This is a genomic window from Spirosoma taeanense (genome assembly GCF_013127955.1).
GTDB lineage: Bacteria > Bacteroidota > Bacteroidia > Cytophagales > Spirosomataceae > Spirosoma > Spirosoma taeanense.
Map to the genome: position 1 here is coordinate 2,298,821 of NZ_CP053435.1, position 20,627 is coordinate 2,319,447.

Below are 20,627 nucleotides of genomic sequence, written 5' to 3' on the forward strand. Positions count from 1 at the left end.
AGGCGGGACTGACTGAATAGAGTAATGATGACGGAGTTGTTAGGAGTTCGCCTTTTGCCGGGTCGATAGGCCGAACAGGTCATAAACCCAGCAATGACAGGTTACACAGCTAATCGTCAGGACCAGGACGATGCTGATCACCAGAAACATCAGCACGTTGGGGACTAGCCCTATCGCGGAAAGGATGATTAAATCCAGGACCAGCAACGCCCGGATAATCTGATCAACAAATCCAACATTTTTCTTTGTAGGCATAGGTTAAGAAAATCAGGTACGGTATAAATGTATGTAATTACAGTTAAATATGGTAATTACTTAAGTATAATTAGGACTAAAATAATAACGCCTTCGTCAGTGCTTTTCGCATTGACGAAGGCGTTAAATACAAAAATTGGATTATCAGGCCACTACTGACTGCCGATAAATAATGGCTTCGCGGTCGGGGCTGGTCGAAATAAAGCTGATAGGTAAGCCAAGCGACTCTTCCAGAAACTGTACGTAGGTAGCTAATTCGGCCGGCATTTCATCAAACGAATGGATGTTGGCAAGATCTGTCTGCCAGCCTTTAAACGACTTATAAACCGGCGTAACCGCCGTGTCACAGAGGTCGTAAGGCATTTGTTCGGTGGTGACTGATTCTCCGTCCTGACCAGGCAGTTCGTAATGCGTGCAGACTTTAATCTCGTCGAAGATGTTCAGCACGTCTACCTTCATCATAACCAGCTGCGTTACGCCATTAATCATGATTGCGTATTTCAGCGCGGGCAGATCGAGCCAGCCGCACCGGCGCGGGCGACCCGTCGTTGCGCCAAACTCGCGGCCTTCCTGCCGGATTCGCTCGCCTGTTTCGTCGGACAGTTCCGTTGGGAAGGGGCCGCTGCCAACCCGGGTACAGTAGGCTTTGAAGATACCGAACACCTCGCCGATCTGACGAGGGGCTACACCCAGACCGGTGCAGGCTCCGGCGGCCATCGTGCTCGATGAAGTCACAAACGGATACGAACCAAAGTCAAGGTCGAGCAGGGAGCCCTGTGCGCCCTCGGCCAGAACTTTTTTGTTGCTGCTCAGGGCGTCGTTCACCGCGTATTCACTGTCGTTGAGCTGAAACTGCTTCATAAACTCAACAGCCGCGAAGAACTCCTGTTCGGCCTGGGGTAGTACCGATGCGTAATCGAAGCTGTTCTGCTCCAGAATGACTTTATGAATGGCAACCAGCTTACCGTATTTAGCTGCGAAGTTTGGCGAGAGGATATCGCCCACGCGCAGTCCCATTCGGGCTACCTTGTCCTGATAGGTCGGTCCGATGCCGCGCAGCGTCGAGCCGATTTTGGATTCGCCTTTTGCCTGTTCGTAGGCTGCGTCCAGCAGCCGGTGCGTCGGCAGAATGATAGACGCTTTCTTGGATATCTGCAGATTCTGCGTCAGGGGAAGGTTGTATTTCGCCAGCCCGTCAATTTCTTTTTTGAACACGATCGGGTCGAGCACAACGCCGTTGCCAATGATATTGAGAATATCATTCCGAAAAATGCCGGACGGAATCTGGTGCAGGACGTGCTTGAACCCATCAAACTCGAGCGTATGCCCGGCGTTGGGACCGCCCTGAAACCGAGCCACCACCTGATACTGCGGAGCCAGTACGTCCACAATTTTTCCTTTTCCTTCGTCGCCCCACTGGAGGCCTAATAAAACATCTACCATTATGATCGAACCGCCCTTGCGGCTGTGATTACATGTACTGGGTTATAACTTGAGTGGCGCGTCGTAAACTTACGGCTCTATGGGCACCTGAACGCCCTGCTGGTCTTTTTCCGTTACCTGCCGGTTCTCACAGAAGTCGCGGGCGCAGGAGCCGTAGAAAATCAACGAATGGTGCATAACGTTAAATTTGAGCATGTCGCCCACCATATTCTGGATGTTCTGAACGCGGGGGTCGCAAAATTCCATCACCTTATGGCAGTCGGTGCAGATCAGGTGATCGTGTTGCCGGTACCCATACGATTTTTCATACTGCGCCAGGTTACGGCCAAACTGGTGCTTCGTTACCAGATCGCAGTCCACCAGCACATCGAGTGTGTTATAAACCGTTGCGCGGCTAACGCGGTACTTTTTGTTTTTCATGGAGATATACAGCTCGTCGACGTCGAAATGGTCCTGGCGGTTGTATATCTCTTCGAGGATGGCGAACCGCTCGGGGGTTTTTCGCAGACCTTTCCGTTCGAGGTAGGCCGTGAAAATCATCCGGGCTGATTCTAAATTTGATTGATTCGGCGCAGGCATATCCGGTTCCGATTGGTTGAAAGTACAAAAGTAGGCAAATGATGCATGATAACCGACGCGGAATGATACAGTATCATTCCGCGTCGGTTATCATGCATCGGCGACCCGGTCGCTTGGATTATTTACGAATCGAACCGCACAACCTCAAATACGCCCTGAACGCGTTCCAGCTTGCGCATGAGCGTTTCAAGGTGACCGGTATCGTGGACGTATAATCGAATGTTTCCCTCAAAAATTCCGTCTTTCGAGTCGATGGTGACCGAGCGCATATTGATGTGCAGCTCGTTGCTGATTACCCTCGTTACGTCGTTTACCAGACCCACCCGATCAGTGCCGGTAATGCGGAGCCCGGCCAGGAATGCCAATTCTTTCTGGCTCGTCCATTTGGCTTTGATAATCCGGTTGCCGTGGTTCGACATCAGTTCAACGGCGTTGGGACAGGTGACGCGGTGAATCTTGATGCCTTCGTTGATGGTCACGAAGCCAAACACATCGTCGCCCGAGATGGGATTACAGCACTTCGAGAGCGTGTAGTCGATCCGGTCCATGTCCTCACCGATGAGCAGCATATCCGCATCGGCCCGCTCGCCATGAATCTTTTTGAGTTCTTTTACAAACGCCTTTGCATCGGGCAGGGCATCGGTGTTTAGTTTATTGGCGCGGTTCTCCTTGGCTTCCTTGTCGGTCTTGAACTTCTTGAGTTCCTGAATATCAATATGGCCTTTGCCAACGCGGTAGAAGAAATCATCGGCAGTCTTGGAGCCAAAATAAGCCCGGAGCTGGTTGATGACTTCGTTTGTCATGTCCATGCGCAGCACCCGCAGCTTTTTCTGCACCATGTCGCGACCGTCGGTTACGTACCGCTTATTATCTTCCTTGATTAAATCCTTGATCTTGGTTTTGGCCTTCGACGTAACCACAAACCGCAGCCAGTCCTCGTTAGGCTTCTGGCGGTTCGACGTAATGACTTCGACCTGATCGCCGTTCTGCAGCACGTGGCTCAGGGGCACCAGTGTGTTGTTCACTTTGGCGGCCATACAGCGCGCGCCAATCTGCGTATGAATATCAAAGGCGAAGTCGAGCGCTGTGGCTCCGCGCTGCAGCACCTTCAGATCGCCTTTAGGCGTAAAGACAAAGACTTCTTCGCTATACAGGTTACTCCGGAAGTCATCGACAAACTCGATGGCGGCTTTTTTGTCGCCACTGCCCGCCGATTCGATCATGTCGCGGACCTGGCTGATCCAGGCTTCAATCCCCGCGCCGGTCTGCGTATCATTGCCCTTGTATTTCCAGTGGGCCGCGTACCCTTTTTCGGCGATTTCATTCATCCGCTCGGTTCGAATCTGCACTTCTACCCACTGCCCGGATTTGCTCATGACGGTGGTGTGAAGTGATTCGTATCCGTTCGTGCGGGGTGTACTGATCCAGTCTTTCAGCCGGTCGGGATTAGGCTTGTAATGATCCGTGACAATGGAGTAGGCCCGCCAGCAGGCTGCTTTTTCTTCGTCCTGCGGTACGTCCAGGATAATCCGAACGGCAAAGAGATCGTAAATCTCTTCAAATGGCTTCTGGGACTTGTTCAGCTTGGTCCAGATCGAGTAAATGGATTTCGGGCGACCTTTAATAATAAACTTAATCCCTGTCTCGACTAAATCCTGCTCAATAGGTTCGATAAACCGGCCAATGAACCGGTCGCGGGCCAGCTTGGTCTCGCGCAGTTTCTTGGCAATGTCTTTATACGCTTCCGGCTCAACGTGTTTCAGGTACAAATCTTCCAGCTCCGATTTGATGGTGTACAAACCCAACCGGTGCGCCAGCGGGGCGTATATATAAATCGTCTCGGAGGCAATCTTGAGCTGTTTGTCGCGGGGCATCGAATCAAGCGTCCGCATGTTGTGCAGCCGGTCAGCAAGCTTGATCAGAATAACCCGCACGTCGTCGGATAGCGTCAGCAGCATTTTTCGGAAATTCTCAGCCTGCTGGGAGGTGCCGTACTCGAAAATTCCCGAGATCTTGGTCAGGCCGTCAATAATCCGGGCCACCTTCGGACCAAACGACCGGTCGATATCCTCAATAGTCGTGTCGGTGTCTTCAACAACGTCGTGGAGCAGAGCCGCTACAATGCTGGTGGTGCCGAGGCCGATTTCTTCAACGGCAATCTGTGCCACAGCCAGAGGATGGTAAATATAGGGTTCACCCGACCGGCGACGCATGTTTTTGTGCGCTTCCGCAGAGGTGTTGAAAGCTTTCTTAATCAGCTTGGCGTCATTATCCTTCAGCAAGGGCTTGGCCGCGCGTAGCAGACGCCGGTAGCGTTTAAGAATTTCCTGTCGCTCCTGTTCTAAATCAATGACCGGTTCGGCAGTGGCGTTCATAAAGTGGTATCGTTTCGGGCAAAGCCCGGTTAGGTTGTATCTCGTTCTACCAAGATAACAAAATAATAATGCAATATGGATTCGCCGGGATGAAAAATAAAACCTTCAAACAAACCGCTTGACGAGTTCAAAATTTTTTGTACTTTTGCGACCTGAAAAGTGAGTTGGCGGCTTTGTAACGTGAACACATTTTCAGCTTCAGGCCAGCGGGCGTGGCGAAATTGGTAGACGTGCCAGACTTAGGATCTGGTGCCGCAAGGCATGGGGGTTCGAGTCCCTCCGCCCGTACAAGTTTTAAAGAATGAAAGAGCGAAAGGGTGAAAGAGCGTTGTCCGCAGCGCTTCACTCTTTCGCTCTTTCACACTTTCACTCTTTAATTTTAGATAATCGTGGATATTACCCTCGAAAAAGCCAGCGATACCAATGCTTCGCTGAAGATCACGCTGACCCCGGCCGACTACAAGCCGGAGGTAGATAAAAAACTTAAGGACTACGGTCGTAAAGTTCAGCTGAAAGGCTTCCGGCCTGGTCACGTTCCGGCTTCGCTGGTGCAGAAAATGTACGGCAAAAGCATTCTGGTCGACGAAATTAACTCGATGCTGAGCAAAACCGTCAGCCAATATATCCGGGAAAATAAGTTACAGGTCGTGGGCGATCCGGTGCCAGACCGCGAACAGGCCGACGCCATTGATTGGGATAACCAGACCGATTTCGCGTTCAGCTATACACTGGGACTAGCTTCAGAATTTGATATTGATTTCGGCGATCTGCCAAGCGTTACGCAGTATGAAATTCAGGCGGGTGATGCCGAGGTGAACAGCACGATTGCTGAGCTACAGCAGCGGTTCCATTCGCACAGCCACGGCGAAGAAGTTGGCGAAGGCGATACAATCTACGGTGAACTGAAGCAGGTAAACGCGTCGGAAGGAACCGAGTCTTTCTCGGCCAAGACGGCATTCCCGATGGCCCAGATGGCCGAGGAAGCCAAAGGACAGTTCATCGGTAAGAAAAAAGGTGACGTCGTTACGTTTGCTCTGGAGCAGGCCTTCCCCGACGAGAAAGCGCGGGCCAATGCAACCGGCGTTAAAAAAGAAGAAGCGGCTAACCTGACCGGTGAGTTTACGTTTGAGGTAGACGACATCACCCGCCACGAGCCAGCTGAATTGAACCAGGAGTTTTTTGATAAGGTGCTGGGTGTCGGCGCCGTTACCGATGAAGAGCAGTTCCGCACGAAGGTTGTTGAAATCATCCGGGGGAACTATGCCCGCGAATCGGCACAGTTGCTGCGGCTGGACATTGAGAAAACGCTGCTCAAAAATACCCCGATTCTGCTGCCCGACGAGTTTCTGAAAAACTGGCTGCTGGAAGTGAACGAAGGTAAGTTTACGCCCGAGCAGATCGATGAGCAGTACGACGACTTTACCAAGTCGGTGAAGCTGCAGCTGATCAAGAACAAGATCGCCGATAAAGCTGATATTAAGGTTGAGTACAATGAAGTCCTGGACGTAACGCGCCAGATGGTGCGGGAGCAGTTTGGGTTCATGGGTGGTGAAAACGAAGAAATGAACCAGACCATCGACCGGATTGCCCGTAACTACCTGATGGACGAAAAAAACAACGGTCAGAACTACACGAATACGTTCAACCGGGTGTACGACGACAAGATCATCGACTACATTAAGACGCAGATGACCATCGTGACGCAGGACGTAACGGTGGATGACTTCAAAGCACTGGTGGAGAATCGCTAAGCTGTTAAGTATAGATACGAAAGCCCGGCCAATGGTCGGGCTTTTTGTTTTTCGGGTATTTCGGTGGTTACTAAATACCTGGGAACCCCTTTCCGGCTGCTTAAATAATATTTCTGTCCTCTAGAATAAGTTATCAAGAACATCGGAGTACGCCTAAAGTTTGTATCGATAGCAGACCGTATACTGGTCTCCATTAGACTATAAAAAGAAAGGAACTCTCGTATGTTAGCCATGAATTACCGGGGCCCTCAACGGGTTCGTATTGACCACAAACCTTATCCTGAAATAAAGCATCCCGAAGATGCCATTGTTCGGGTTACCCGCTCCTGCATCTGTGGGTCCGATCTGCACCTGTACAACGGCAATGTGCCGGATACCCGGGTGGGTATGACCTTTGGTCATGAGTTTATTGGTGTGGTGGAAGAGATTGGGTCAGAGGTGCACAATATTAAAATAGGCGACCAGGTGCTGGTGCCCTTCAATATTGCCTGCGGAAAATGCGCCTTCTGCAAACAGGGCCTGTACGGCAATTGCCACGAATCGAACTCTCAGGCTACGGCCGTTGGCGGCATCTTTGGCTATTCGCACACGGCGGGTGGCTACGACGGCGGACAGGCTGAATACGTTCGGGTGCCCTACGCCAACTTCGGCCCAACGGTAATTCCGCCGGGCATGGACCCCGACGATGCGGTGATGCTGACGGATGTAGTGCCAACGGGCTACCAGGCCGCCGAAATGGGTGGCATTCAACCCGGCGATACGGTGGTTGTATTTGGAGCAGGCCCCGTTGGGATTATGGCTGCCCGCTGTTCCTGGCTCTTTGGTGCCGGTCGCGTAATTGTCATTGATCATATTGATTACCGGCTGGAGTTTGTTAAAAATTACGCCCAGTGCGAGGTTTATAATTTTAAAGAGATGGATGACCCGGTCGTGTTTCTTAAGAAAGCAACCGACTGGATGGGAGCCGACGTTTGCATTGATGCGGTTGGCGCCGAAGCCGCCGGGAACACATTACAGACCATAACGGGCCGGAAGCTCCTGTTACAGGCGGGTTCGACAACGGCGCTGCACTGGGCAATCAACTCGGTAAAAAAAGGCGGTATTGTTTCCATCGTAGGCGTCTACGGACCTACCGATAACCTCGTTCCCATTGGGAACGTAGTGAACAAAGGCATTACGATCCGGGCCAACCAGGCCTCGGTAAAACGCCTGCTCCCCAGATTGATCGAACATATTCAAAACGGGGTTCTCGACCCGAAAGCCCTGATTACGCACCGCGTACCATTAGAGGAAGTAGCCGATGCCTACCATATTTTTTCCGCCAAGCTGGACAATTGCATCAAACCTGTTCTTATTCCACCATCAGCCCGAATGTAACGCATAAAGACTATGGAAAACCTAGCAAATAATTACGCACATATCAAAGGGTGGGGTATCGATGCCGATCCGAAAAACGATCCGACTTACCCCATGAAGAACCGTACCGACGAAGAGCAAAAAGGCTATAGCTGGGATCGGCCCACCCTGCAGCCGCAGGACCTTGAAGTGCTGCATTCCATCGAACGCCCGAATCTCAGCGCTGTGTTTGGGACCTCCGTACCGCCCCATGGGCTGAGTGGTCAGATTCGGCGGTTCGCCTTCAAGTACAGCGAATCCCACTATGGACACTGGCTTCCTCTGCTGCTGGCCGACCGGGTTAGTGTAGTCGAAGGAATAGTGGACGACCTCAAACAAGGGCACGTGCCTAACATCTTTGCCGAAAAGGGCTGGAAAGCCGATTGGAAATATGACCGGATGGGACTGGCGAAGAAGGTTCTGATCGGAGCCCTGATTACTACGGCGGTTGTCGCTCTGCTGTCCAGAAACAGCGATGACGATGAAGACTAGGTAACGTCGTTACATTACGGGACACTCATAAAAAAAGCTCCTGCCAGTCGTTCATTGGCAGGAGCTTTTGCTTTGTTGTATCACACGGAACCAGACTTACCTGGACGCCGACTCACTGGTACTGAATATACATCGGCTTCGGCGTCAGCGCCAGCACTTCTTCCGGCGTCATGATGCGGGAGCCGGGTTTGCGGAAGTCATTTTTGTAGAATAGCTTGAAGCCTGTGTACTGCACCGGTTCTTTCTGGATATAATCGTGGTACGAGTCCTTTTTCAATACCGGCGGTCCCCAGCCATCCATATCCATCACAATCTGGACGTTCGGGTTGAGTTTGATGTTCTTATAATTCTTGATCATGCCCTGCGTGAAGCGGTGCACAACCAGTACCTTGGGGGGAATATTGTTTTCCTGCACAACCCGAGCGAGAAAGTTAACCGCCTGGTTCACATCGGCCGCATCGTAAGAACCGATTTTGGTGCCGGGCTTGGCGCCCGTTACCATAGAGAACTCCGGATCAATGCCTAGATGCACAAACGGCAGTTTGAGGTATTTTTCCAGGTATTTCATCTCCGGGCCTAGTGGAGCGTGACCGCGCTGAATATCCAGAAATACGATGGCATTGTGTTCGTTGCCCCATTTCAGAACTTTCTTGATGGTCTTGTCCGACATCCGCAGCCGGTAGCCGCCGTCTTTGCCGGGAGCGCCCTGCGCTGAAATGGCTACCAGGTGCAGCGCGGGCTGAATAGGCGTATTCGGGTCAGCTTTCTGCCAGTTTTTGATCTCCTGATCGAGACGCCGGAGCATCTCGTCTTTGGGGTACTCGCCCAGAATGCCCATCTTTTTCGAATGCGGGTTGCCGTAGTAGGCAAAGATGCGTTTGTTGGGCAGAATAGCGCCGGTAGGCGCGTAGGTGAGCGAATCGAGCGTCGAATCGCCGGTGCTGACCGAGCGAACGCCCGGAGCCGACCGTTTCGCTGTTGCGGGCGTCTCCGAGGAGTCGGTAGTTGACACCGACTTGGCCGAGGCTTCGGCGGGAAGTTGACCGGTTTTCGATTCGGCTTCCTGCTTGGATTGGGTAGACGAACAGCCGGCAAGCTGACTAATGGCCAGTAGGGACAAAGCGGCCAGGGTAATACGCATACTCTAGAAATGAGTTAAGGGACTGGTTCACAAAAAAAGGGTTACACTCCGAAATGAAGGAATGTTAACCCTACGTTGCAAGTATAGAATCTTGTCGCAACTTTTCAAAGCACTAATTCACCCAGACCCTGCCGGATAATCAAAAATTCGTCGTTGGTCGCGTCTACTATGGTTGAGGCAACGTTTCCGCCGTATCCACCGTCAACAACAATATCGACCTGATGCTGAAATTTTTCGAAAATCAGTTCCGGGTCGGTGGAGTACTCGATCACTTCATCTTCGTCGCGGATCGACGTTGTGATGATGGGGTTGCCGAGTTCATGGACAATCTGCCGGGGAATGGCGTTGTCGGGAATCCGGATGCCAACGGTTTTTTTGTTTGTATTGAGCAGTTTCGGCACGTTCCCACTGGCTTCCAGAATAAACGTAAAGGGACCCGGCAGAAGTTTTTTCATGAGCTTGAAGGCCTGGTTGCTCACGCGGGCGTAGTCGGCAATGTGGCTCAGGTCATAGCAGATAAACGAAAAGTCGTTCTTGGCGGGTTTAATCCCTTTGATGCGGGCAACACGCTCCACGGCCCGGGTGTTATGAATATCGCAGCCCATCCCATAAATCGTATCGGTGGGGTAGATGATAACGGCGCCGTCGCGCAGGGCTTTTACCAGATAATCGATCCGGCGCGGGTCCGGATTGGCAGGATACAGTTTTAAGAATTCAGCTGGCATGGGTCAATGGATTTGTGGTTCCAGTTTGGTATTTCACTCCACTACGAACCACAAATGACAAACTCTGTTCAAACCGGTTCCATTGTCGGGCTTAGTGCCTGACGCGGTTGGCTCCATTTGAGGTACTGCCGATACAGCCCGTTAACGGGCGGTTGCAGGCGGCTCAGGCCCAGAATCAGGCTGGTCAGCAAACCGGGTCGCTCAATGGCGTGGAGCAACTGCCCGAATTGCAGGGCCAGGCTGAACTGTTCGGCGTAGAAGGCTTTCCGGATAAACTGCCGGACGCGCCCGGCCAGGGCTTGATGCTCATCCGGCGTGGCGCAGCGGTCAAAGGCTTTCTGGCAAACCGTCAGCGTGGAATGGAGCAGCTGGTTGTCGGGCAGGACCACCTGCGCCGACAGCGAATTGGGCAGCCGACGCTTGAGCGTCAGCACTTCGTCGAGGTACGCGTAATGATACAGGCGGGACGACCGTACCCAGAAATCAAAATCTTCGTAAGCGAGCGTTTCGTCATACCCACCAAGTTCGTTCAGCACGTCCCGGCGCATCATCATGGTGGGGGTGCAGATAAAATAGGAAGCCAGCACATTCCGGAAAACATTGCCCGACGGTACCCGAACGCAGGCCTGCCCAGTGGTCGTTACGGGATAGTGAAGGCCTGTCTGGCGGCTGTGTTCGTCAATATAGGCTGCGTTGGAAAACACAACCGCATAAGGTCCTGACAGCCGCTCAAACTGCTCGACCTGTTTGGAAATGCGGCCCGGCATCAGCACATCGTCGGCGGCCAGGTCAATAACGTAACGCCCGCTGGCTATGGCCAGCCCCTGATTGAAAGCCCGGTTCAATCCCACGTTGGTCGGGTTCCGGAGAAACTGCACCGCCGGGTGCTGCTGCACAAACCGATCGATGCGGTCGGCCGTCTGGTCGGTGCTGGCATTGTCGATAACAATCAGCTCCACATTGGGGTAATCCTGTTCTACCACTGAGCGAAGCGCTTCGTCAACGTAAGCCGCGTGATTATAGCTGGTGCAGATAACGCTCACCCACGGCTTGATCCGATTCAGAAACGGACTCATTGGAAGCGGGTTATACTGGCCAGTAACGGAAAGCATAGGGATTAAAAAATTGATAAAAAGAGCAAAACGATAAGACGAAAATCAGGATGGAGAGGTGATAGAGTAAAAATACAAACCGGCCGTTCTCCAATCAATGTGTTTTTGAGCGAGCGGAACAAGTGCACGTTATGGTAACCAAAAAGTTGATGATTGGCACGATTTTTTCAATAAATATGGCATAGAATGGTTTCCGGTAAACTAAAGACTTCTGAAGTCGGCCGGCCAATACCACTTTCATTTATGGGTTATTTCACAAACGCCCCCTTAAGTTTTGGAGGGGGCGTTTGTTGTTTTCCCGGTTACGCCCGGGTTCTTATCGCCTTCCAGGTTATAGAGCGCAATGTTCATTTCAAAACCAAGAATCAGCAGGAGCGCAATCAGGTTGATCCAGATCATCAGGGCGATGAGCGTACCGATGGAGCCATAAACTTTGTTGTAGGAGCCAAAGTTAGAGACGTAATACGAAAAGCCGAGTGTTGTCAGCACGATCAATAAGGAGGCCGTTATTGAGCCCGGCGTTACGAACTTCCACCGCATGTTAACGTCCGGACCGTAGCGATAAATAACCGACACGGCCCCCACAAACACGCCAAACACGAGCAGATACCGGGCAATGGCCAGGAGTTTAATAACCACGACGTTATTCAGGATACCGAACTGAAGCAGGTAATCACTCACAATGCCCCCAATAACCAGCACGACAACCGCCAGCAGCAGCGCGAAGGCCAACGTAAAGGTCAGCCCAATGGCAATGCCCCGAATCTTAAAAAAACTGCGGTACTCAGCCGATTTATGTGACGAATTAAAGGCATGCATCAGGGCTACCAGACCACTCGTGGCTGAATAGAGCGCGAACAGAAAGCCCAGCGACAGAATACCCCCGCGCGGCCGGCTAATGATGTCCTGAATAGTTGTGTCAACGGAGCTGAACGTATCGCCCGGCAGCGCACCCCGGAAAAAGTGCATAATCTGGCCCTGAAGGTCGGGGATAAAGCCGATATAGGGAATGAGCGTAAATAGAAAAATAACCGTTGGGAAAACGGCCAGAATCAGGCTGTAGGATACCGAAGCCGCCCGTTCGCTGGTGTCGTTCTCAGCGATTTTGATGGCCATTTTCTGCAGGAACTCATACCAGGTAGTTCTGGAGTCGAAAGGATGATGTTCCCGGAGCCAGGTACGTACACCCGACATGGCGCTGAAGCTCATTAATTTCTCGAACATAGGCTCCGTTGGGTTAATGCCAATAGACGGGCAGGTCGGTCGGTGGCAGTGAGAACATACTTACTGATCACCGGCTGACCTGCCTGCAGACTCTCTTTTTAACCTACTGCTCAAAAAAAGGTTTGGCGGCTGCGACCAGATCGGCCGGGGCCTGACAGGGCCTGCCTGTGGCCGAATTGAGGAAAATGAGGGTTGTCGCGCCGGTGTTGAGCAACGTCCCGTCCTGGTTGAAAATCTCGTAATTAAAGAGCATTCGGGTGGTGGGCAGATGCGGGATCGTTACGCGGATGGTGAGCAGATCGTCGTAGCGGGCGGGGCGCAGAAACCGGGTACTCATGTCGTAAACGGGCATACCAATACCCCGCGCTTCGAGGTCTTTGTAATTCATGCCGAGGTGACGCAGGGCTTCGACCCGGCCAATCTCGTAGAAGCGGGCATAGTTGCCGTAATAAACGATACCCATCTGGTCGGTATCGTAATAACGGACCCGAACGTCCGTAACGTCGTGCGTGTACATGCGGGGAAAAGAACGAACCGGGCAGAACCCACAATCTGGATGCGGCCCGGCCTGATTTTATTTCATGATTTTCATGCGCGTCAGGGCCTGCTGGTACAGCCGGGCATTAGCCAGGTGTTCCGACAGGGTTTTCGAGAATGTATGGTAGCCGTTAAAGCGGGCGTCAACCACAAAATACAGGTAGTCGTGCTGCTCGGCGTTCAGTACGGCGTCGATGGTAGCCGGGGCGGGCAGGTTGATCGGACCCGGTGGCAGCCCGGCGTAGCGGTAGGTGTTGTAGGGCGAATCGATGCTGAGCTGGCGGTTCAGCAGGCGCCGGATACCGAAGTCGCGCAGGGCGAAAATCACCGTTGGGTCGGCTTCGAGTTTGATGCCCCGTTTCAGGCGGTTCAGGTACACGCCGGCCACGCGGGGCTGCTCGTCGCGCTTGTTGGTTTCGGCGGCTACAATCGAGGCCAGCACCTGTACCTGCGTCTGGCTCAGGCCGAGTTCTTTGGCTTTAGCCTGCCGCTCGGGCGTCCAGAATCGTTTGTATTCCGTGCCCATCCGTTCCAGAAACGCTTCGGGTTTGATGGTCCAGAAAAACTCATAGGTATTCGGCAGAAACAGACAGACGATCGTCGTGGTGTCGAAGCCGAATTTCTGGCAGGTTTCGGGGTCGTTCAGCAGTTCGCCCAGCGGCTTGGGACCGAACTCAAACTTGGACCCGAGCCGCTGGATCAGGTCGCTTTTCTGCCGAACGCTGTTGAACGTTACGGTCATGGCGTCCTGATCACCACTGCGGAGCTTGACGAGCGCTTCGCGGTTGCCCATCCGGGGTCGAATTTCGTAGCGGCCTTCCTTAACGTGCTCCGGGTATTTCATCAGCTTGGCCAGAAACCGGAACGATAGCTCGTCATTAACAACCTTATGGGTCTGGAGGGTATCCATGACCGACTCGAAGGTGGCTCCTCTGGGAATCAGCAGCGCAAAGGTTTCATCGCCGTCCTGGACTTGCAGGTTCGGACTTTTAAATACCTGCCAGAAATAGAACGTAAAGGTGGTCAGCAGGATCGAAACGGTGAGAAAAAGGCCAATTTTAAGGTTACGCGACATGTACGTTTGAATTTACGCCACAAAGGTACGGGAGTTTTTCCCACGCTCAGCAACGTTACCAAAATCCAGCCAGGCAACTTTACCGGAGGCCTGTATTTCGACAAAAACGCAGCACAGCAAGTGCCAAGTTTCCGGGGCAGGCCCGGTGCCAATCAGGGGCGGGGAATGTCGTCTTGCTGAATGGCTCCCTGCTCAAACACCAGCTGGCGAATGATTCTTGACCGTTCGCGGGCTTCGCTGGCCTTGCGCAAAAACTGCTCTCCAGTGTCAGCGTTGCCGTTGTCGATGAAGTTTTTACCCATCTGCTCCATCAGCATTACGGTTTCTTCGAGGCCGCGGACCACCTGCCAGTACATTTCTTCGACTGACTTGGATAACTCCGCCAGCAGCGAGTCGGCGGTGAACGAGTGACCCGTATGGCAGCGGTAACGGATCAGCTTTCCTTCTTTAATGCTGACGAGAGCCCCGTGGCACTCCGGACAGGTCAGGTGGCTTGGTTCGCCCATATCTAATATGCCCATTTCAAACGCTCCATCTTCAGCCGCAATTTTTACCTCGGTTTCCAGACGCCTGGTCTCTTGGGGAGAGAGCGTCGGTTTTTCAGGAACGGGTTCCTGTGTAAGCTGGCTCAGCAGGTTGCCTATCCGGGCAATCGGAACAATATGATCGACTTCAACGTATTCGAGCACGCTCATGGGCATACTCGGATACAGAGCATCTTCGGGTTCCTGAATAATACCCAGCCCACCCAGTCGTTTGATCGACCACATACCCGAGGTGCCATCGTCGAGCAGCCCGGTCAGCACAACCCCAATAACGCGTGGACCATAGTTGTAAGCCGCCGACCGGAACAGGGCATCGATGGACGGGCGGAACCGGTTTTCTTTCGGGCCTTTGGTAACAACCACCCGATTCGGTTCAATCAGCAGATGATGATCCGGCGGAGCTATGTAAATATGGCCGGGCTGAATGGGGTCGCCGTCTTTGGGGTGAACAGCCACCAGCGCCCCCGACCGGTTCAGGATTTCCGGCAGCAGGCTGGGCGCGTTAGGGGATAAATGCTGAACAATAAACAGAGACGCATTAAAGTCGGCCGGCAATTGGGCCACCAATTCTTTCAGGGCTACGATTCCTCCCGCCGAACTTCCAACAACCACAATGTCGTGCTTTGCCATAAGACTACGTAGATCGAGAATCAGCAAGCCAGCGGGCTCCGAATCGCTACCGGTTCGCTATAAATGTCTGGTTTAACTCCAGCCAGTACTGGCAGATGGCCTCTATCTGCTGTTTGAGCTGCTCAAAGTCGGATGCCTTAACCAGAAAGGAATTAGCAAAGGCATCGTAACAGGCCTGGATGTTTTCGCTGCTCAGGGAGTTGCTCATGATGACGGTTGGAATGCGTTTCCAGTGTGTATGCTGTTTGAGCAGCCGCAGTGTCTGAAAGCCGTCCAGAATGGGCATGTCCAGATCCAGCAAAATTAGCTGGGGCAACTCTTTCCCCGTAAGCAGATGCTGATGCAGTTGTTCGCCATCCGTAAAAAAACGGACTGAGTATCTGGACAGATACCGACTGAATACCTGCTGAAGCAGGTACTGATAATCTTCCCCGTCATCTACAATATACACCATAACCGCAACTCTCAACTAAGAGGACAGCTTATTAAGCTCTCCGGTTGCTGTTTGTTATGAATATTTCTTTTGGGGCGATGGTTTATGAGCTAATGGCTGGAAAAAAGATCTGAAAATGGGTTCCCTTCTCCGGCTGGCTATCGACCGATAATCTGGCATTCAGCAGCTCGACCAGCCGTTTTACGATGAACAGGCCGATACCTTCGCCAGAATCTCTGTCTTTTGGAAGCTGCGGACCAGCGTCCGGCCGGGATAGATGACCAGCCTCGTCATTGGTAAACATCCCGATCAGGTCGGGTGAAAGCCCCGGACCCGTATCGGAAACGCCAAGTTGCCAGCCGCCCTCCGCAGTTTGCCAGCTAATCGTTACGTGTCCCGCCTGGGTATATTTCAGGGCGTTCAGCACCAGATTCTGCGTAATGCGCTGCACCTTCACGGCGTCGCCCTGAACCATCAACTGCTTAGGGCCTTCTGTTTTAATGGTCAGTCCCTTCTCGTCGGCCAGGGGCTGCACACTCTTGCTCATCTCACACAGCATGTCGGCCGCGTCAAATTCGCTGATTAGTAGCTCTTCCTGCCCGGCCTCCAGGCGCGAATAGTCCAGCAGCTGGGTTAGCATCTGAGTTGCCTGGCGCAGGTTACGGTGCAGCATGGCCAGCATATGGGAGCGCTCTTTTTCGGTATCGGTAATGCTCAGCAGCGAAGCCGCCCCCTGAATGACGCCGAAACTGCCCCTGAGGTCGTGCGTGGTGGTACGAAGAAATTCTCCGCGCTGGCGTAGCTGCTGCCGAACGGCTTCCAGCGACTGAACATTCTGACTGGAGCGTTCCACTTCCTGGAATAAGTGATCCAGTTTCTGCTCGGCCTCCCTGAGCGCCGTAATGTCCAGGCCCGTCACGACCACGCCGTCTTCGCTTTTGGTCATCGAAATACCCAGCCAGCGATTGTTCGGCTCGTCGTACTGTTCCCTGTAGATGGGCTCAGCGGATGACAGGGCCTGGGTCAGCTCGTCCACGGTTTTATCCTGCCATAGCGATTGACCCAGACGGGTTACTGACTGGCCTACCAGTTCAATGATCTGCTGCCGAACGAAATCCGCGAATTTCTGATTGCACGCGATCAGATGAAAGTCAACCACTTTATAGTGGGCGTTGCGAACCGCTCTGAACATCCCAATTGCCGCTGGCGAACTGTTCAGCACGGCCTGTAGGTTGTTGGCCGTCTGCTGAATTTCTTCAACCAGTTTCAGCTCCGTTACGTCGCGGGCAATTGCCAGCACACTCTGCACCGAGCCATCCGGCCCCAGCTCGGGCACCAGTCTGGAGTAGTAATAAGCCAGGCCGGTGGGTGTAAGAAATGAGTGGAAATGGTTTTTCGGTTTACCGGTCTCAATTACCTGCCGGAGCGAATCCATATAAGGCAGGGCAATTTCGTTGGGTTGCCCCATTTCTACGTTGGTTTTACCCAGCAGGGTTTTGAGCGGAACACCTGTTTTTTTGGTAAGTGCCGAGTTTGCCGCAATCAGTCTTCGGTGGTTATCCCAACGCATAATTACGTCGGGTGTGGATTCGATCAGCGCCTGGAGCTGTTCCTCACTTTGCCGGAGTTCTTCCTGCGCCTGTTTCTGTTCAGCGCTGCCGGGTTCGGTCTGCGCCACCCGCGACCGGGTGTGTTCCAGAGTGGCGCTGGCCTCAATAACTCTTCGGGTCCGTTCATGGGCATACAGATCCAGGGCCTGGATCAGGGTTCGGCGGTTATAGATTTCGGAGCCGGTGCCAATGTAGCCGTTGAAGAATTCCCGTGCCGAACCGTCAGCCTCGGGCGACGCATTCGGGTCGCTGGTAGCGAAGGTAGGTTTGGCGTTCATCAGCAGCCAGCGGTACTCGCCGTCGTGGCGCCTGATTCGAAACTCCATCTGAAACGGCTCATACGTTGCAGAAGCTGCGCTCGCCGTAGTCAGATAACTCGCCCGGTCGTCGGGATGAATCAGTTGTTCCCAGCCGAGTTTGAGCGCTTTGTCGAGCGGGCGACCCGTAAAATCCTGCCAGGCTTTGTTAAAGAACGTATACTGACCCTGGGCGTTGGTCACCCAGATCATGGCCGGCGCGTTATCAATCAGCGTATGCAGCCAGGCTTCCCGTTCGGCCAGTAACTGCTGCGCCTGCCGGTGGTCGGTAATATCTTCAATGGCCAGCAGAATGGACTCCTGCTGGCGAATTACCCGGCGGGCATTCAGCAACAGCACTTTTTCGCCAATTTCAGGGAAACTATGAACGACCTCGAAGCCTTCGATCTGGTTATCCTGCATCAGCACATCCGTCAGCAGCATGCGCAACTGAGGAATATTCCACTGGCGGTTGCCCAGTTCATAGATCAGTCGCCCCTCGGTGTCGTCCTCCGTTGTCCGGAATAGTTTGTAGAACGTTTTATTGGCGCTCCTCACCCGCAGGTCTTTATCAAGTACCAGCGTAGCTTCGCGAATCGTCGAGAAGATCGCTTCCGAAAACTCGATTGCTTCCGATAGCTGATCGTTCCGAACCTGCAGTTCCTGATTAATGGTCAGCAGTTCCTCGTTGGTCGACTCAATCTCTTCCTTGCTGGTTTCGAGTTCTTCATTAATGCTCTGCAGCTCTTCATTGCTGCTGATGATCTCTTCATTGGCCAACTGCAGCTCTTCATTGGAAGAATCCTGCTCTTCAATGATCGAGCGCATATCCTCCCGCATGGTTGCCAGTTCCTCTTCCAGCTGCCGGATTCGGAGATTACCGGCGTCGGTGGAGGAGGTACCGGTGCTTACGGTCGGTACAGTTTCTTCAAAAAGAATCAGAAAGAGCTGTTCTTCGGCGTCGGTTCGCAACGGAACGGCCTCAATGGCCACATAATGGGTTTTGCTTCTGATCTTGACGTTTAGCCCTTCTTTACGCACGGGCTCCCGGGTTTTGCGAACCTTGTGGATGAGGTTACGTAGCTCGAAAGCCAGCGACGGGCGGGCCATCTTCAGCAGATTCAGGCTGGCTTTGCCGTGAGCGGGCTCCAGAAACAGGCCCGTTGAACCCCGAAACTGGAGAATGTCGAGGTCGGCATTCACCACGACGCTCGCTGGTACGTACTGCTGGAGCAGCAGCGTATCCACGACCCGGTCCAGATCGTTGGCCAGACTAAATTTTGACGGATAAGCGGGCAGTTCAGCGCTGACTGTCGACTGACTCGGTTCAGTCTGCCGATCAAATCCCTGCCGAACACCCATATCGAACGTAGTGCGGCTGGCCGCGTCATTCTTACGAAGAAAAACCTTATAATTTTTACTGACCGGGGCGAACAGATTCGTGGCATTGCCAATCGTTTCCGATTTGCCCAGCAGCAGAATCCCGCTCGGGTTGAGGGCGTAATGAAACAGGCTGATTGCTTTTCGCTGGAATACGTTGTCGAGATAAATCAGCAGGTTGCGGCAGCTAATCAGGTCAACCCGGGAAAACGGAGGGTCTTTTAGCACGTTGTGCTGCGCAAATACGCACAGGTCGCGGACGTTCCGGTTGATGCGGTAGTGATCGTCTATTTTTGTGAAAAAACGCTGCAGCCGTTTGGGCGACACATCCATTACCTCACCCCGCGTGTAGCTGCCGAGTCGCGCTTTCGCCACGGCCTGTTCGCTCAGATCGGTGGCAAAAATCTGAATACCGATGCCGGACGATCGATCGCCCAGAACTTCCAGCAGGATCATGGCCAGCGAGTAAGCTTCCTGCCCCGTTGAGCAGGCTGGTATCCAGATACGCAGCGGCTGGCGGGGGTTTCTGTCAGCCAGGATCCGGGCAAAGAGGACTTTTTTCAGATAGTCCATCGTTTCGTGATCCCGGAAGAAGGTCGTTACGTTAATAAGCAGGTCGTTGTAGAGGAGCTGGACTTCCTCGGGGTTTTGCTCCAGATAGGGAGTGTACTCCCGCAGTGTTTCCAGCTTCAGCAGCAGCATCCGCCGGATTATCCGGCGCCGGATGGTGGTGATCTTATAATGGCTGAAGTCAACACCTACCGACCGGCGCAGTAATTGGATAATCGTTGTGATGCTTTCGGCTCCGTTTTCGCTGTCGTCATCCGGTTCGGTCAGTTCGGGTTGCTGGAAAACCGTCATCTGCTGGCTCAGCGCTTCCAGTTCTTTGGCAATCTGGGCCGGCGGCAGCACCCAGTCGACCACGCCCTCCGAAATTGCGGATTTGGGCATACCCTGAAACTGGGCCGTTTCGTCCTGTGCAAACGTAATGCCCCCGGCTACCTTAATGGCGCGTAGCCCCAGCGTTCCGTCGGTCGCCGTACCGGAAAGAATAACGGCGATAGCGGCATTTTTCTGCTGGTCGGCCAGTTTAATGAAGAATTGATCAATGGGCATGTGCATCCCCGACCTGGCTGGCAGATGCGACTTCGGGTGAGTTACCAGTGTCAGAACGCCATCAATCACTTCCAGGTCTTTTCCCGTCGGAATAACATAAACCTGATTCGGTTCAATGGGCAGCAGATGGTCTGCTTCGACTACTCGCATAGACGTTTTCTGACTGAGGATGTCGATCAGATGGCTGTCGTAACCGGTATCGAGGTGCTGAATATAAACGAATGCCAGGCCGGTAGTGGGCGAGAGGTTGGCCAGCAGTTGAGAGAAAGCGTCTATACCACCGGCTGATGCGCCAACTGCCACAATCGGGACTACCGGATGGGCGTTTGGCTGTTCATGGCTGGGTTTACTTTTTTGTTTTGACATAACGAGCGCTTCGAAGCAAACCCAACAATGAAATTTACCAAAAAGAGAAAGTCAGGAACCTTCCCCGTATAGTAGAATCAGGGTAATTGACAAAATTACTGTTTTTAGCTACGAAAAAATGCTGGAAGTCAGCCCTGTCTTGTAGAA

Annotated in this window: 16 protein-coding genes and 1 tRNA gene; 4 read left to right on the forward strand and 13 right to left on the reverse strand. The window is 53.0% G+C overall.

The genetic code is table 11. The features are described from left to right. Nucleotides 1–39: 39 nt before the first annotated feature. The 4 genes from HNV11_RS09690 to HNV11_RS09705 all read right to left on the reverse strand — a co-directional run bounded on the left by HNV11_RS09690 (nt 40) and on the right by HNV11_RS09705 (nt 4,652). Nucleotides 40–255 carry a YgaP family membrane protein gene (locus HNV11_RS09690; protein WP_171739474.1) on the reverse strand — a complete coding sequence of 72 codons (216 nt, stop codon included), beginning with the start codon at nt 253–255 and terminating at the stop codon, nt 40–42. 144 nt (nt 256–399) lie between these two features. After that, nucleotides 400–1,698: an adenylosuccinate synthase gene (locus HNV11_RS09695; protein WP_171739475.1), complete on the reverse strand. Its 1,299-nt coding sequence runs from the start codon at nt 1,696–1,698 to the stop codon at nt 400–402. 69 nt (nt 1,699–1,767) lie between these two features. Next, the gene (locus HNV11_RS09700; protein WP_171739476.1) at nt 1,768–2,277 is read right to left on the reverse strand and encodes a Fur family transcriptional regulator; all 510 of its coding nucleotides are present in this window, start codon (nt 2,275–2,277) and stop codon (nt 1,768–1,770) included. 122 nt (nt 2,278–2,399) lie between these two features. After that, nucleotides 2,400–4,652 (reverse strand): RelA/SpoT family protein, encoded by a 2,253-nt coding sequence (locus tag HNV11_RS09705; RefSeq protein WP_171739477.1) that lies wholly within the window; start codon nt 4,650–4,652, stop codon nt 2,400–2,402. A gap of 206 nt (nt 4,653–4,858) precedes the next feature. Between HNV11_RS09705 and HNV11_RS09710 the strand changes: the two genes are divergently transcribed. The 4 genes from HNV11_RS09710 to HNV11_RS09725 all read left to right on the forward strand — a co-directional run bounded on the left by HNV11_RS09710 (nt 4,859) and on the right by HNV11_RS09725 (nt 8,290). Further along, nucleotides 4,859–4,940 (forward strand) — tRNA-Leu (locus tag HNV11_RS09710). 101 nt (nt 4,941–5,041) lie between these two features. Continuing rightward, nucleotides 5,042–6,403 (forward strand): trigger factor, encoded by a 1,362-nt coding sequence (tig, locus tag HNV11_RS09715; protein WP_171739478.1) that lies wholly within the window; start codon nt 5,042–5,044, stop codon nt 6,401–6,403. Between the two features lie 222 nt (nt 6,404–6,625). Further along, entirely contained in the window at nt 6,626–7,780 is a 1,155-nt protein-coding gene (locus HNV11_RS09720; protein WP_171739479.1) for a zinc-dependent alcohol dehydrogenase, read from the forward strand. 12 nt (nt 7,781–7,792) lie between these two features. Beyond that, the gene (locus tag HNV11_RS09725; RefSeq protein WP_171739480.1) at nt 7,793–8,290 is read left to right on the forward strand and encodes a hypothetical protein; all 498 of its coding nucleotides are present in this window, start codon (nt 7,793–7,795) and stop codon (nt 8,288–8,290) included. A 112-nt stretch (nt 8,291–8,402) separates the two neighbouring features. On the opposite strand, the gene HNV11_RS09730 is transcribed toward HNV11_RS09725, so the two are convergent. The 9 genes from HNV11_RS09730 to HNV11_RS09770 all read right to left on the reverse strand — a co-directional run bounded on the left by HNV11_RS09730 (nt 8,403) and on the right by HNV11_RS09770 (nt 20,480). After that, complete coding sequence (locus HNV11_RS09730) at nt 8,403–9,431, reverse strand: hypothetical protein (RefSeq protein ID WP_171739481.1); 1,029 nt, start codon at nt 9,429–9,431, stop codon at nt 8,403–8,405. Between the two features lie 104 nt (nt 9,432–9,535). After that, nucleotides 9,536–10,156 (reverse strand): L-threonylcarbamoyladenylate synthase, encoded by a 621-nt coding sequence (locus HNV11_RS09735; protein WP_171739482.1) that lies wholly within the window; start codon nt 10,154–10,156, stop codon nt 9,536–9,538. Between the two features lie 68 nt (nt 10,157–10,224). Beyond that, nucleotides 10,225–11,268: a glycosyltransferase gene (locus HNV11_RS09740; RefSeq protein ID WP_240163889.1), complete on the reverse strand. Its 1,044-nt coding sequence runs from the start codon at nt 11,266–11,268 to the stop codon at nt 10,225–10,227. 267 nt (nt 11,269–11,535) lie between these two features. Next, nucleotides 11,536–12,492 carry a YihY/virulence factor BrkB family protein gene (locus HNV11_RS09745; RefSeq protein WP_171739483.1) on the reverse strand — a complete coding sequence of 319 codons (957 nt, stop codon included), beginning with the start codon at nt 12,490–12,492 and terminating at the stop codon, nt 11,536–11,538. 103 nt (nt 12,493–12,595) lie between these two features. After that, nucleotides 12,596–13,009 (reverse strand): acyl-CoA thioesterase, encoded by a 414-nt coding sequence (locus HNV11_RS09750; protein WP_171739484.1) that lies wholly within the window; start codon nt 13,007–13,009, stop codon nt 12,596–12,598. 57 nt (nt 13,010–13,066) lie between these two features. Beyond that, complete coding sequence (gene mltG, locus HNV11_RS09755) at nt 13,067–14,104, reverse strand: endolytic transglycosylase MltG (protein WP_171739485.1); 1,038 nt, start codon at nt 14,102–14,104, stop codon at nt 13,067–13,069. A gap of 152 nt (nt 14,105–14,256) precedes the next feature. Beyond that, nucleotides 14,257–15,279, reverse strand: a complete 1,023-nt coding sequence (locus HNV11_RS09760) for a chemotaxis protein CheB (RefSeq protein ID WP_171739486.1) — start codon at nt 15,277–15,279, stop codon at nt 14,257–14,259. Between the two features lie 46 nt (nt 15,280–15,325). Continuing rightward, nucleotides 15,326–15,733, reverse strand: a complete 408-nt coding sequence (locus tag HNV11_RS09765) for a response regulator (RefSeq protein ID WP_171739487.1) — start codon at nt 15,731–15,733, stop codon at nt 15,326–15,328. 82 nt (nt 15,734–15,815) lie between these two features. Beyond that, nucleotides 15,816–20,480 (reverse strand): CheR family methyltransferase, encoded by a 4,665-nt coding sequence (locus HNV11_RS09770; protein WP_171739488.1) that lies wholly within the window; start codon nt 20,478–20,480, stop codon nt 15,816–15,818. Between the last annotated feature and the right edge of the window lie 147 nt (nt 20,481–20,627).

Excerpts from the sequence above, each read along its gene's own strand:
- HNV11_RS09725 (WP_171739480.1), top strand. The coding sequence starts at position 7,793 with ATGGAAAACCTAGCAAATAATTACGCACATATCAAAGGGTGGGGTATC.
- HNV11_RS09740 (WP_240163889.1), bottom strand. The coding sequence starts at position 11,268 with ATGCTTTCCGTTACTGGCCAGTATAACCCGCTTCCAATGAGTCCGTTT.
- HNV11_RS09695 (WP_171739475.1), bottom strand. The coding sequence starts at position 1,698 with ATGGTAGATGTTTTATTAGGCCTCCAGTGGGGCGACGAAGGAAAAGGA.
- HNV11_RS09730 (WP_171739481.1), bottom strand. The coding sequence starts at position 9,431 with ATGCGTATTACCCTGGCCGCTTTGTCCCTACTGGCCATTAGTCAGCTT.
- HNV11_RS09770 (WP_171739488.1), bottom strand. The coding sequence starts at position 20,480 with ATGTCAAAACAAAAAAGTAAACCCAGCCATGAACAGCCAAACGCCCAT.
- HNV11_RS09750 (WP_171739484.1), bottom strand. The coding sequence starts at position 13,009 with ATGTACACGCACGACGTTACGGACGTTCGGGTCCGTTATTACGATACC.
- HNV11_RS09765 (WP_171739487.1), bottom strand. The coding sequence starts at position 15,733 with ATGGTGTATATTGTAGATGACGGGGAAGATTATCAGTACCTGCTTCAG.
- HNV11_RS09690 (WP_171739474.1), bottom strand. The coding sequence starts at position 255 with ATGCCTACAAAGAAAAATGTTGGATTTGTTGATCAGATTATCCGGGCG.
- HNV11_RS09745 (WP_171739483.1), bottom strand. The coding sequence starts at position 12,492 with ATGTTCGAGAAATTAATGAGCTTCAGCGCCATGTCGGGTGTACGTACC.
- mltG (WP_171739485.1), bottom strand. The coding sequence starts at position 14,104 with ATGTCGCGTAACCTTAAAATTGGCCTTTTTCTCACCGTTTCGATCCTG.
- HNV11_RS09735 (WP_171739482.1), bottom strand. The coding sequence starts at position 10,156 with ATGCCAGCTGAATTCTTAAAACTGTATCCTGCCAATCCGGACCCGCGC.
- HNV11_RS09700 (WP_171739476.1), bottom strand. The coding sequence starts at position 2,277 with ATGCCTGCGCCGAATCAATCAAATTTAGAATCAGCCCGGATGATTTTC.
- HNV11_RS09705 (WP_171739477.1), bottom strand. The coding sequence starts at position 4,652 with ATGAACGCCACTGCCGAACCGGTCATTGATTTAGAACAGGAGCGACAG.
- HNV11_RS09760 (WP_171739486.1), bottom strand. The coding sequence starts at position 15,279 with ATGGCAAAGCACGACATTGTGGTTGTTGGAAGTTCGGCGGGAGGAATC.
- HNV11_RS09720 (WP_171739479.1), top strand. The coding sequence starts at position 6,626 with ATGTTAGCCATGAATTACCGGGGCCCTCAACGGGTTCGTATTGACCAC.